Annotated in this window: 7 protein-coding genes; 4 read left to right on the top strand and 3 right to left on the bottom strand. The window is 50.6% G+C overall.

Features of this window, described 5'->3' with window-relative positions:
* Window positions 1-5 precede the first annotated feature (5 nt).
* The 4 genes from ACFSW8_RS11735 (at window position 6) to ACFSW8_RS11750 (ending at window position 6,443) form a co-directional block, all read left to right on the top strand.
* A complete protein-coding gene (locus ACFSW8_RS11735; protein WP_377087634.1) occupies window positions 6-2,066 on the top strand; it encodes a family 20 glycosylhydrolase in 2,061 nt (686 codons plus the stop codon).
* Between the two features lie 30 nt (window positions 2,067-2,096).
* A complete protein-coding gene (locus ACFSW8_RS11740) occupies window positions 2,097-3,782 on the top strand; it encodes a sialidase family protein (protein ID WP_377087632.1) in 1,686 nt (561 codons plus the stop codon).
* A 144-nt stretch (window positions 3,783-3,926) separates the two neighbouring features.
* Window positions 3,927-5,969 (top strand): family 20 glycosylhydrolase, encoded by a 2,043-nt coding sequence (locus tag ACFSW8_RS11745; RefSeq protein ID WP_377087628.1) that lies wholly within the window; start codon window positions 3,927-3,929, stop codon window positions 5,967-5,969.
* 18 nt (window positions 5,970-5,987) lie between these two features.
* Window positions 5,988-6,443 carry a YtoQ family protein gene (locus tag ACFSW8_RS11750; RefSeq protein ID WP_377087626.1) on the top strand — a complete coding sequence of 152 codons (456 nt, stop codon included), beginning with the start codon at window positions 5,988-5,990 and terminating at the stop codon, window positions 6,441-6,443.
* On the opposite strand, the gene ACFSW8_RS11755 is transcribed toward ACFSW8_RS11750, so the two are convergent.
* From ACFSW8_RS11755 to ACFSW8_RS11765, 3 genes are all read right to left on the bottom strand, one after another.
* Complete coding sequence (locus ACFSW8_RS11755) at window positions 6,440-7,399, bottom strand: hypothetical protein (protein ID WP_377087624.1); 960 nt, start codon at window positions 7,397-7,399, stop codon at window positions 6,440-6,442. The two genes, ACFSW8_RS11750 and ACFSW8_RS11755, sit on opposite strands and share 4 nt — an antisense overlap.
* Window positions 7,400-7,411: 12 nt before the next feature.
* On the bottom strand, window positions 7,412-11,050 hold the full coding sequence (locus ACFSW8_RS11760) for a hypothetical protein (protein ID WP_377087622.1): 3,639 nt from the start codon (window positions 11,048-11,050) through the stop codon (window positions 7,412-7,414).
* A gap of 290 nt (window positions 11,051-11,340) precedes the next feature.
* On the bottom strand, window positions 11,341-13,773 hold the full coding sequence (locus tag ACFSW8_RS11765; protein WP_377087619.1) for a glycoside hydrolase family 94 protein: 2,433 nt from the start codon (window positions 13,771-13,773) through the stop codon (window positions 11,341-11,343).
* Window positions 13,774-13,802: the final 29 nt, after the last annotated feature.

Consider the following 13,802-nt stretch of genomic DNA (forward strand, 5'->3'; position numbering starts at 1 on the left):
GGGCTATGAGAACTTGTATAAGGAAAGGCAAAACATCCCTGTTAGGAGGGGTAGTTATTCTATTGAGTTGGTTGTTGTGTGGGGTGATGTATGCGGTGGATAGGGCGAAGCCTGGCTTGCTACCGATGCCGCAGGAGATTGAATGGATGGAAGACTCTGTGGATTGGAGTTCTGTGGAGGTGGTGTATCCAAGAGGGAAAGGTATCTTGTTAGATCAACTGAAGATGGAAGTAGAATCATTACTTCGAGCGAATCATTTGGATCAGAAGAAAGGGGGGCAGAAGCTCGTCTTCAAGCTTGGCGATGTGGAATGTCCAGAGCAATGGAAGGGGCAAAGTGAGGAGGCATATCGATTAGTTTCCGAGAAGCGTGGTGTGGTTATCACGGCAAATAGTAGTTTGGGGTTGTACCGTGGTGTTCAAACTTTACGCCAGCTGATGGTGTATGATGAGGGTAAGACTAGCGTGGCTGGTTGTGAAGTGAGTGATTATCCTGCCTTTAAAATTCGGGGATTCATGCACGATGTGGGGCGGAATTTTCAGAGCTTAGAGCAGCTGAAGATGCAGATAGATGTGATGGCGATGTACAAATATAATGTCTTCCATTGGCACCTTACTGAGTATCATGGTTGGCGACTGGAGAGTAAGGTTTATCCGAATTTACAGGCTGACAGCAGCTTCGAGAGGTATGTAGGAAAGTACTACACGCAGGAAGAGTTCAAGGAGATGTCTGAGTATTGTTGGCGCAGGGGGATCACCATCATTCCTGAGTTTGACAGCCCAGGGCATAGTAAGGCCTTTCGTAAGGGTATCGGGGTGCAAACGATGAAAGACCCGAGAGCAATCAAGGCGATGATTGAGTTGATTGATGAGCTTTGTTCTTTGGTGGGTAAGGAGCGTATGCCTTACATACATGTGGGAACGGATGAGGTGCGCTACAAAGAGGAATTTGTAGATGCGGATTACCTTCCGGCGCTACACAAGGCAGTGTACGACAATGGTCGCGAAGTGATAGGTTGGTGGAAGGGAATGAGCATCAAGGGGGATACGAAGCAGATCCAGCAGACATGGGCGCAGTATCGCCCGATGAAGGGTGTTAGGCACATTGACTCACGTTCGAACTATGTGAACCATTTAGAGTCGTTAGACTTTGCCTCAAGGATGCTATTCCAACAGCCATGTCGTGTTCCACATGGTAGTGAGATGCAGCTGGGAGGGATTTTAGCGCATTGGCCGGACACGAGGGTTGAGGATGAGAAGCTGACATTGACGAACAATCCGGTGATCCCAGCAATGGTGGCGTATTCTGAATCTGTTTGGAAGGGGATAGAGAAAGATAGAAATGAGTATTGGGCGAAACTACCGTTGATTGGGACAGAGGAGTTTGAAGCGTATGTCGATTTTGAGGAACGTATTGCGGAGCAACGCGATCGGTTTCTCGGTCATACGCCTTTCAAGATGGTGAAGACGCACCACATTCAATGGAGGTTGTTAGGGCCAGTAGCTGACAATGAGCTGATGGATTTAGAGCGTGGTGAGATTAAAGATAGTTATGAGGTGGATGGAAAGCCATACAACTGGACAAAGCCAGTACAGGGTGCGGCGATTCACACGAGGCATTTCTTTAACTTTAGTCGGCACTTAAATAACCACCCGAAGGGGAAGGACATTGTGTGGGCGAACACGCATATTTATAGTCCGGAGGATCAGGAGGTAGATGCCTGGATTAATTTCAATACGATTTCTAGCTCGGATGATCGTGCGGGAGCGGCGAGGCAGGGGGACTGGGGTGCGCATCCAGCATGTAATATTTGGTTGAATGGCAAACGAATTGATCCGCCGAAGTGGAAACACGATGGGAAGTTAGGGAAGGAAGTTCCACTGATTGACCATGTGTACACTTCACGTGCACCTAGCAAGATACATTTAAAGAAGGGCTGGAATACGGTGTTAGTGAAGTCTGCTAGAAAATTTAAATGGGTCTTTTCCTTCAGCCCTGTGCAGCAGGATGGAGGGAACTACAGAGAAGTTGAGGGTTTAAAATTTTCAGCAAAATCGCCCGAGTAAGGGGGGTGGTTCTTACAAACAATTATTAAGATGATGAAACAATATGCTTTATTAGCAGCAGCGTCAGTAACTTGTGTTTTGGCGCATGAGGCACCGCGTGTGGTGGGGACGCCGCCGGCGGATGGGGGGCGGGGTTTAGTTCGCGTTTCTGAAGAAGAGATTCGTCACTATCCAGGTAAGGGAGGGAAGCAGATGCTTCAGTCTTTGGATAATGGTGAGACTTGGAAGGCTGTACCACTGGCGAAGAGTTATCCAGGGGCCACACGCATGAGTAAGGAGTCGCCTGCGATCGCAAAGAACCCAGTGACAGGAGAGTTCATGCGTGTGGAGCCGGCTTACAGCAGCAAGAATAAGATGGATGGGCTATATCGAACTAGTGGTGGTCTTGATGGGGAGTGGGAGCTAGTTTTAGCTGAGAATGGTGAGGGTCTCAAGTTGGGAGGTATTTTGAGAAATCCCATATGGGTTAATAACAATAAGAGAGTTCTGGTGCCGGGTCACGGTGGTGGAGCTTGGACTTGGTATTCTGATGACCAGGGATTGAGCTGGGAGCGTTCTAACAAGGTTCAATCGCCAGCGCATAAGCCAGGTGGGGTCCACAAGGGGACGCGCTGGAACCACGGGATGGTGGAAGCGACGGTCATTGAGCTGAAGGACAAGAAGCTCTGGATGGTGGCACGCACGGCGCAAGACCAGCATTACGAGAGCTTCTCTGAAGACTTTGGTAAGACTTGGAGTCCGGCTGAGCCATCGCGGTTCTGGGGGACGATTACGATGCCGACTTTCTTCAGGATGGAAGACGGGCGGATGCTTTTTTTGTGGTCGAACACGACTTCTTTACCGGAAATTGAGACGGCAACTGGACGTGGAGAAGACGCGTTTACGAACCGTGATACGATTCATGCGGCAATCTCTGAGGATGATGGCAAGACGTGGATTGGGTTCCGCGAAATCATTCTGGATGAGCATCGCAACCGTGGTGATTACGGCACCTATAAAGGGCATCAAGATCGCGGCAAGCATCAGGCTGAAGTGCTTCAGTTAGATGCGAACCGCGTGTTGCTGACCTGTGGTCAGCATGCGATGCATCGTCGATTGGTGATCATGGATGTGCGTTGGCTCTATGAGAAGGAGCGTAGCTCAGTCATTGCGAAGGATGGGCTGAAGGACTGGACGACGCACCAGTACATTGGCAAGTACGTGGGTCATTGTGCGTATAACCGCACGCCAGGCGCGCAGGTGCAGGATGGGGCTTTGCGATTGTTGCGCGTCAACGATCCTAGTTTGACGAATCAAAACCAGGGAGCGACTTGGAACTTCCCAGCGGGTGACACGGGGCGTCTCACGACGAAGGTGCGCTTGGAGAAGGGTGGGGCAGGATTGCAGATTGCGCTCTGTGATCGATGGTTCAATGCGACTGACCACAGCGTGGACCAGTTTGCCAACTATGTGTTGAAGATCGACGCAGATGGCAAGACCGCGTCAGGCAAGAAGTTGCTGACACCAGGCAAAACCCACGAGCTTGCGATCACTTGGAAGCAGGTAGGAGAGAAGGGTGAGGCAAGCTTGTCACTGGATGGTCGCAAGACGACGATCAAGATCCCCTGTCAGCATGCGACACCGAATGGAGTGAGCTACGTGCACTTCTACAATCCTGCGCTCGGGGAAGATAGCAATGGGGTTTCTATCCTGAGTACCCATGCACAGGTGAAGTAATTATTTTTGTACTAATGTGTTGGGAGGGTAGCCTGAGAGGGCTGCCCTTTTTTTGTGTACTGGTTGATGTTGAGGACCAGCTGAAGCATGGAAGAGAGGGGGGAGTAGTGGTAGTATGGTTGTCTTCAATACATGATGAAAACGATGTTAAATTTACGATTACTTTGGTTTGTACTATTTTTACTAGGGGGGCTGAAGTCGAGCTGGGCAGGCGTAGAGAAGTTGAACCCAGAGAAGCCGAGTTTGTTACCTCTACCTCAAGAGGTAGAGTGGGCGGGCAAAGCGATTGAGTTGAGTAATGTGAATTTGGTTTTACCTAATCTGGAGAATGCGAGGATGGATCAGGTAGGGATAGAGATTGAAGCTTTGCTGGCTGCGCATGCTGTGAGGGTAGAGTCTGAGGCAGAGTTGAAGTTAGTGCTAAGGTTAGGGAGGGTAGCAGTACCGCAGCAGTGGGAAGGTCAGGAGAAGGAAGCTTATTCTATTGTTGTAGAGAAGCGGGGCGTGGTGATCACGGCAAATGCCGTGGAGGGATTGAATTATGGGCTGCAGACCTTGCGTCAATTGATGGTGCGTAAGGAGGGGAAAACGACGGTGGCTGTGTGTGAGATTAGGGACTATCCAGCTTTTAGAATTCGTGGGTTTATGCAGGACGTAGGAAGGAACTTTCAGACTATTGAGCAGCTGAAGATGCAGATTGATCTTGCGGCACGTTATAAGCTGAACACCTTTCATTTTCATGTGACTGAGTATCACGGATGGCGATTAGAAAGTAAGGTGTTTCCGGAGTTACAGCGGATAGATACCTTCACGCGCAAGCCAGGGAAGTACTACACACAAGAGGAATTTGTTGATTTGGTAGATTATTGTTGGGCACGAGGAATGACGGTAATTCCGGAGTTCAACAGCCCTGGGCACAGTGACGCATTCCGCAAGGCGTTAGGGATTCCTACAATGAAAGATCCGAGAGCCAAAGAAGCGATGGTGAAGTTGTTTGATGAGCTGTGCAGTTTAGTGCCAAAGGAAAAAATGCCTTATATTCATGTGGGCACGGATGAGGCATCACGTCCAGCCGAGCGAGTGGGTGCGGATTATTTACCAGCACTTCATGCTGTGATTCAGAAGAATGGACGTGATGTGGTGGGGTGGGTTCATGGCATGCATATAAAGGGTGATACGAAGCAGATTCAGCAAACTTGGGCGAGCTCCAAACCGCTGCCAGAGTTGCGTCATATTGACTCGAGGGCTAACTATCTCAATTACCTGCAGGCCTTGAATTTTGCGACGCGTTTGCATTTCCAACAACCTTGTCGTGTGCCACACGGTGATGAGACGAACTTAGGAGGTATTTTGTGTTATTGGCCGGACACGAAGGTGGATGATGAGAAACAGGCATTGTTGAATGCTCCTGTGCTCTCGGCAATCGTGGCTTACTCTGAGGCTGTTTGGAAGGGAGTAGAGAAGGACCAGCCTGAGTATTGGTGTAAGCTGCCAGCGCGTGGCACTGAGGCATTTGCCTCCTATGTGAACTTTGAGGAAAGATTGTTAGAGCAACGTGATAGGTTTATGAGTGGACTGCCATTTTTGGCATTACGCACACATGAGGTGGAGTGGCAATTATTAGGTCCGGTGGCAGATGGTGAAGTGGAAGATTTGGAAAAGGGGAAGGTGGGTGAGAGCTATGGTGCGTATACTTGGGGAGATACGAAGAATGGGGCAGTCATTCACCTGAGGCACTTCTTCAAATTTCCGAGTCATTTGAAGGAATTTCCGAAGGGGAAGGACATTGTTTGGGCGCTCAGTTATATTTATAGCCCGAAGGATCAAGTTGTAGATGCATGGATTGACTTCAACACGATAGCGGCATCTGGTTACAAGCGTGGGGAGCGGATTCCTCAGGCGGGCGACTGGGATGGTAATCCTGCGTGTAATCTATGGATCAATGGTGAGCGAGTGGCTCCCCCCGAGTGGAAGAGTAAGAAGGTGGGGATGGAGTATGCATTGACCAATGAGATCTACAGTGCGAGGGAACCATCTAAGATTCAGCTGAAGGAGGGATGGAATGAGGTGTTGGTGAAGGCTGGGCGCGCGTACAAGTGGTGCTTTGCATTTTATCCGATCTCGGTGGGTGAGAATGGGGACATTCGGGAGGTTGAGGGTTTAAAGTTCTCGACGGTGCCGAAATAGAGGCAATGATGGGGCGACATGATGCACTGGAACGTCTATCTAGCAGGAGAGATTCACACGAACTGGAGAGAAGAGCTTAAGGAAGCTGCAGATCGGGAGGGCTTGGCGGTACGCTTTTTTTCACCTGTGACAGATCACGCAGCGAGTGATGCGTGTGGGGGACACATTCTCGGAGCTGAGGAGCAGCCGTTTTGGCACGACAGGAAAGGGGCTGGAGTCAATGCGATACGTACTCGGCCGATGATAGAGAAGGCGGACGTCGTTGTGGTCAAGTTTGGAGACAAGTACCGCCAGTGGAATGCTGCATATGATGCGGGTATGGCGTCAGCACTCGGTAAGCCGTTAATCATTGTGCACCCGGAAGAGTACCAACACGCTTTAAAAGAAATCGATGCCGCCGCATGTGCAGTGGCATCGGAAGTGAGTCAAGTAGTCGAGATCTTACGCTATGTCACGCGAGGTGAGTTGGTTTAGATTTCGATGCTGGTACGAATAAACTTTGCACCTTTAGGGGATTCTTTTTTGGTGACAGAGTAGATGAGGAAGAGGGTTTTTCTATTTTCTTTGAGTGGGTAGAAGCCATCATGAAATGGGATTAAGGCATTGGTGTCTTCGTCTCGTTGGCCGAATTGGCTGAAGAGGGCGACTCTGGCGACCTTCCTGTTAGATTCACCATTGAAGCTGATTCGTCCACGTCGTTTACCGAGTTGTTTTTGTTGGTCATTAATTTTGCATGAGATCAACTGTTCTGCACTGGTATTAATGATGGTAATGGAGCCAGGGGCGAGTTGGGTGAGGTCGTGAGCTGAGACGATGGGGTCTTTCCACTTTTTTGTTTTAAGTGGTTTGGTGATGGTGACTAGGACGGAACGATCGCCGGCTGGTAGTTTGAAGTCGGCGAATTTTGTGTAAGTAGGTTTTTCACCAGCCTTTTTGGCTGGGGTTTGGGTAAAGAGGCTGAGGGATTCACCTTTGATTGGGATTTCTACTGGCGCGGAGACTGAGTTGAGTGTGCAGATGATTTGTTGGAATCCATTTTCAGCGTTTTTTACAAAGAGTCGATTTGGAGGCCTTTCGTCTTCTGGGGCGAGGATGACGGAGAAGTCGGTGCTTCCTCCGGCAGCTTTTGCAGAATCAATTTTTTCACTCTCTTGGCCAGTGGACGCTGAGTCCTGAGGTTTATTCATGAGAGCGATTTGTTCTGGTGTGAGTTTTTGAGTGTCGGGCTTAGGGGGGGCTGGGGCTTTTTTGACTCTACCGAACTGGGCTAATCGGACTGGGCCGATAGGGGCGATTTGGAGAGAGATTTTGCGGACTTCTTCCTTGGCCTGTTGTTCTGGGTTATTCTGTGCGATGGCTTGCGTCTGGAGGCATGCTGAGATGGCGACGCATGTGAGAGCAAAAGCGAGAAATTTATGTGTGAGCTGCATACTGGGGGTGGGTTAGATTTCGTCGTTCTTGAGCCAACGGAAGGCAACAATTTCGCATTTTCTACCGAAGTGCGGTTTATCTTTTTCAGGTGGGATGGGGTCTAGATTTCCGGTAGCGGGATCGGGCTCAATGGGGGTGGTGGTACGTTGGATGACAGCTTCACAGTAGGCATGGCTGATGATGTTCCCGTTGGCGTCTCTGGCGTCACCATAGGCTCTGATGACAAAGGTGTCGGAGCGGGCTGTTATGAATGAGCCGATCTGTTGGAGAATATCTGAAGCCATGAGATATCCGGGAGCACCAGTCGCTTTAGAGCGTGTATTGTTCTCTGAGTCGCGGGTATTGAATGTTTCATAGGTTTGGTTTTTTGGGGTACGGCTATGCCCGCCCCAATATTCAGCGCCGTATACATAGGCTCCACTATCTGCAGTGCTGGCCTTTGGCATATTGTAAGTGGTGTCGGGCTTGTTATCTAAGCGGGCATTGATAGGGCTATTATCAATGGCTGTTTGGAGTGCGCTGGAACGCGCAATTTGTGTTTCATCGCTCTTATCACTGAGGCGTCTGTTTATGAAATCAGCCATTGTGAGGTAGGGTCCGCGTCGCTTATTCTCCCTAACAATATTTTCAGCAAGAGTGGTGATTTGTTCATCAGTTAGGGAGCGATATCCATTCCAGAGACCATCTTCTTGGTAGGTATTATTGAAGAGGCGAGGTTCGTTGGATGGGCCAGTAGTTTCTGGGACGAGGAATCTGCTAAAGATATACGAGGTATGTTCTTCTTTGCCGTCTCGGGTTTTGAGTGTGATGTCTCTGAAGGACTTGAGGGTTGCTTCCCAGGCTTTCACACTGATGGAGTTGACATTGAACCCACCATTAATGAGGAGGCTGGATGCCGCTTTATTGAAGTCTGCTGTCTCGGCGAACTCACCACTTTTTGAGTTGTAAGGATTAAGTATGAGGCGAGGGTTTGGCAATGGTTCTTCGTCTGGCCAAGTGCCATTGTTCCACCCGCCAGAGCCTTGGCTATATGAGAGCCCTGATAGGAAGAAGCGATCCCAGAGGGAGTAGTTGAGCTCGAAGGAAAGGTCAGTGGTGAGAGGGTTTCCACTGGTTTGGCTGAGTTGAGTGATTGGGTCATTATGTCCTAAGATAAGGGTGGAGAGGGTCTCTGATTTTTCTTTGGATTCTTGGTTGTTGGCATTATCGAGAGCGGTGGTGTGGAGGGGGACATTGTTAGGTGCCAATGAGTTGGCGATGGGGTAGGTAGGCTGCCACCAGTAACGCGAGACCTGAGCGTGGGTGAGACCAGCGAGAGAAAAAAGTCCGACTTCCTTGTTTGGGATTTCAAACATTGGGTAGGTGCGGAAAGCGTTAGCAGTGTCTGCGGATTGGAAGACTGCGGTTCGGTAACGAAGAGAGGAAGAGAGTGTGGGTAGCACGGCAGGATCTAACCACCCAGTAGCTTGACGTGTTTGGGCAATCATTCCATATGAATATAAATGAGATCTGGCTCCCCCGGTTCCAGTGTTGATATCGCTGTATCGTTGTCCGTACATGTTATCACGGAGCCAGCGGAAGTGGTTCGGGCTACGGACATTGCCGAAGGCCATTGGTGCATTGTACCAAGGTTCTCTGAGAGCCTCTCCGAAAACTTTGTTGGAGTAATCTGGATCGAACCAGCGCATTCTCCCACCGAAATGGGTGATGGTATCTGGGCCTGCTGCTAGAGCGTCAGAAATACGAGTGTATTGGGGAGTAGGGGTATAGCTCGGTCCCCAACGGCCGTTGTTATCACGGCTATAGTTATCGAAGCGCATGGCGCTGATTTCTGGGACATCACCAGATGGCAGGTCACGGTAGCCTACGGGGCTGGAGGCATTGTCTGCGTAGAGGACGATGGACTGGGTTTCACTGCTTCCATGCCAAGTGAGCTCCTCAGGGTGGCTGTAGGAGATAGTGTCCATGTTGGTGTTAGATGGCAGCGAGGCTTCGAACTGCCAATCAGCAATTCCTGGGAGGCGCAGGTGTAGGCCCGAGTAGAAGCAGTATTTGTCTGCTGGATCCTCTCGGGCGGAAAGGACGTTGCCGCGAAGGTCTGAGCCCTCGTAATTGAGCTTTCTAGCTTTGCCACCAAGCATGGAGGCTGCGGATTTAGTGGTAAAGACGAGGGCCTCGCCGGGCTGGAGTTCTGTGGGTTCGAGGTAAAAGATTGGTCGGCGTTCCCAGTTAGAGGTAAAATTGAAATTGATATCAGCATCTGCGGAAAGAAAAGGGTCACCCTGTTGGTCACCTTGGTAGCGGATATCCATTTGGGTATTTTTATCGGAATGGAAATAGACAAAGTATCCTTTGGACTGAAGTTTGACGTTGTAGGGATTCCAGAGGACGACGCGGGGGTAATAGAGGAGGATGGGTTGGCGGTTATTGAATGTGTGGCGCATGTAGAGCATGGCCTCGGTCATCACCGGAGTGATTTGTTGTTTGGAGACGCTAGCTAGGGCCACTCGGTTACCTACCATATCGGGGAATTGAGGTTCGATTGATCGGTTGCCGAGGGGGCCAGAAACGGCATCTGAGAGTTGGTACCAAGATTTGAGGGCGCTGAAGCGCGGTGAGACCGTTTCGCGTTGGCTAATTTTATTGATAATCGGGTCACTATCGTTGATTCCGGGACGGTTGGGGCCAAGGGCGGGTAGTGAACTGGAGCTCTCAAGGTATGCGGTGAGGTCTTGTTGGAGGCCGCCATCGCGTAGGTTGGTAAAGAGAGAGTATGAATGGGTGGTGAAGTCGTGGAAAGTGGTACCGGAGCCAACTTCACTGAGAGCTAGTTCGACACTTTCGTTGGAGAGGATCTTGTGGTTTTGTTCCTCAGTGAGTTCGTTGTGATCGGTCCAACGTTCGCTCATATTGTTACTAGCTGGGGCGAAGAGTTTTGCGAAGCCACCATCTCCTGGATCTGACCAATTGGGGTTTTTGTCCTTATTAGGGTCGGGTAGGTTGATTTTGGCTTTGAGGTTTTCGTCAGCGACCCAGTAGGCGTAGCTTCCTTGATGAAGGCTACTTGATTCGATGGAGACGAGAGGGACTTTGACGTCATTGGTCCCATCCGTGGTTTCAGGGTCTCTGGCGATGGTGAGGAAGTCGGTTCCTTCATTTCCGGGAAGTGGGTCGCGGACGTTAGAGACATCACCACTGACGAGCCATTCGAGGCACTGAGGGCCAGGGGTTTTATCATCTTGGACACGTTTATCGAAGAGGCGACCATTTTGGTCGACAAAGATACCGGCATTGATACCAGCGTATTCGAGTCCGTCGGTGCGCCAGACGCCGAGGAAGTGCGGGTTATTGATACCGTCGATTTCTTCGGTGAAGGGATTATCATCGAGAATGCCAGCTGTGGCGGTAGTGCGTTGATCGGGGCCGACGGCTTCTTGGATTTGGGCGAGAGCGAGCATGAGAGCGAGACGTGCATTAGCTCTGGCGACCATCATGGCTTTTTCTTCTTCGGAGCTTCGGCTCTCTTGTTTGGACAGGGTGAGCATGCCGACGGTGACCATGATAAGAAGTACCATGATGGAGAGGCTGGCGATGAGGGCGAAGCCGCGTGGATGGGCAGAGGGATGTGGGGTGGGTTTACTTTGTTTCATGCTCCTGATGAATGTTGTGCATCATTGATAATGCGGTTTTTTGGGGGGATGACAATGGATCGCGGATGTTAGTTATATCATGAGAATTGTGGATTAGCGTACATTATGCTGCATTTACATTGTACACTCAATAATAAATCAGATCCACCGTTTGGAGCGTGGATGTGTTTTATGTGTTCTTGTAGTGGGTTGGTTATGAGTTTGTTATGGTTTAAACGGGAAAAGCCAAGCCACTCACGGGGTGAGCGACTTGGCTTGATTGCTACCAGAAAAGTTGGATGAGAATGGTCTTAGGCGACGGCGTGCTCTGGGCAGGCGGCACCTAGGGTAACTTCGATAGTGTTTTGGGTTCCGGGTTGGGCGATGGGGATGGTATTGCCTGGGATAATTTCGCCATTGACGGTGAGGTGGCTGACGGTTTGGTCACTGCTGTTTTGGTTGGTGATTTTGATGGCATAGTTGGCACCTCTGAAGCTGCGACGGACAGTGAATCCTTTCCAATCACGTGGGATACAGGGTTGGATTTGGAGGCCGTGGTGGCTGGGTTTGACGCCGAGGATGTACTGAGTGGCTGCTTGGTAGGTCCACGATGAGGTCCCTGAGAGCCAAGAATTTCGTCCGAGTCCGAATTGTGGGTGTTCGTCGCCCAGCACGTTTTGGGCGAAGCAATAGGGTTCGACTTCGTAGGTGTCGAGGTCCTTGTTACGGGCAGCGGGGTTGATTTGGCAGAAGTATTTGTATGCGCGGTCGCCGTTGCCGACCATGGTATTGGCAATCATGATCCAGGGATTGGAGTGGAGGAAGATCCCGCCATTTTCCTTTGCACCTGGTGGGTAGGTGGAGACTCCACCTAGGTTAGGGTCATAGCCATCATAGCCTGGGGTACTGAGTTTGATACCGAATTTGGTATTGAGGTTTTCTTCGACGGCATCGAGTGCGATTTGGGCACGTTCTTCACCTGCAAAGCCGGCGATGACGGGCCAGGATTGGCCATTGGTGTAGATTTTGCCGTGTGAGTTAGACTTTGAGCCGATGGGTGCGCCATCGGCGGTGTAGTAGCGTCGGTACCATTCCCCGTCCCAGCCTTGGTCGTTAAAGACCTTTTTCATGTCTGCGTGGTCAGCTTGGTATTGGGCCACTTTTGCTTCATTTCCGAGGTAGTCGAAGAGCTCGATGACTTCTAACAATGCTGCACCGTAGAGTGAGGCAACCATGAAGCTTTCGGCGTCACCTGGGAGGTTGACGGTATCATTCCAGTCGGCGAATCCGAGCAAGGGGATACCATGTTTGCCGCAGTTGTGTTTGGTATAGTGGAGGCCTCGTTCGAGGTGGTCGATGACTGGTGCTGCCTCGCGTTGGTCGAGCGGGAGGTTTTTGTCGTAGAAGGTGATAGATTCATTGAGGTAGTCGTAGTCACCGGTTTCTCGGATATATGCTGTGACGGCGAGGATAATCCAGAGGTGGTCATCTCCATAAGTAAGTTTTTCACCTTCTTCACGTGAGTCACCTTCGTTAGCTTCCATCGTTGCTGGGTAGAACTGGTGCATGGCTGAGCCGTCTGGCTTTTGGATACTGAGGAGCTTTTTTTGTAGCTCTTTGGCTTTGGCTGGGATGGAAGCGAGCACGCCCATGGAGTCTTGGGAGGAATCGCGGAAGCCAAGTCCACGTGCACCGAGGCCGAGTTGGTAGAGTGAGAGGTAGCGAGACCAATTGAATGTGGTTTGGCACTGACGTGGGTTGTGCACATTGATCATGGCATCGAAGTTGGCATCAGGAGTTTCGCATTGGTAGGATGAGAGGTAGTCGTCCCAGTATTTTGCTTGTCCAGCGAAGGCTGCATCGACGGCATTGTGGTCACGGAATTGGTGGATGAGTTCGGCGTATGTGTCTCGGCTTGCTTGACCTGTTAGGACGATGGTGCGTTTGGATTGTTGAGGGGTGATGGAACCGAGTTTGATGAGGAGTGAGCCGATATTATCGCCGCGACGGGCTTCATAGTTTGAGAGGGAGTCTAGGGTAAGTGCTTGTGGGGCGGCCCAAGTTCCGGTGACGCCGAGGAAGTTTTTACGGTCTGACTCAAAGGAATCTACGGGGCGGTCGGAGGTGAGGAAGTTGACGAGGCCATCTCGGCGCATGAATGGGTACTGCAGCAAGGTGAGTGTGTCAGGAGTGTCATTGATGGCTTCACTCATCATTGTTTGGGGAACCCAGTCGGCATTGGTGAATTGTTTCAGCGCTTCGAAGTGGCTGTATTCGACGACGGGGATGAGGTCGACCTCGAGAGGCTGGTTGGATTGGTTGGTGACGGTGATGTCGCGCACTTCAACTTTTGATTCGGTGGGGACGAAGATGGTGGCCTCAATTTTTAAGCCTGCACATTCTGAGACAATGCGTTGGTAGGAGAGTCCGACATGGCAGGCGTAGCTATCGAGTGGGGTGAGGCAGGGCGTGAAAAATGGGGAGTAGAGTGAGTATCCGTTAGAGTGTTTGACACGCAAGTAGAGGGTGGCACCTTTGAAGTCGGTATCGAGTTGTTGGGGGATGTATTTGTTGATGCGGTTGAGGCTAGGGTCCCCAGCGCAGAGGAGTGCGCCGCCGGTATTATCTACGATACCACCGAAGTCGATTGTACCCACATAGTTGGTCCACTTGGTGGGGGTCATGGGGTCAGTGATAATGTACTCTCGTTTTGCGTCATCGAAATAGCCGTAGTTTTTACTCATAGTGTGCGTTGTGTTTGTGGTGATCTATT

It is taken from the genome of Rubritalea tangerina, from assembly GCF_042683245.1.
GTDB lineage: Bacteria > Verrucomicrobiota > Verrucomicrobiia > Verrucomicrobiales > Akkermansiaceae > Rubritalea > Rubritalea tangerina.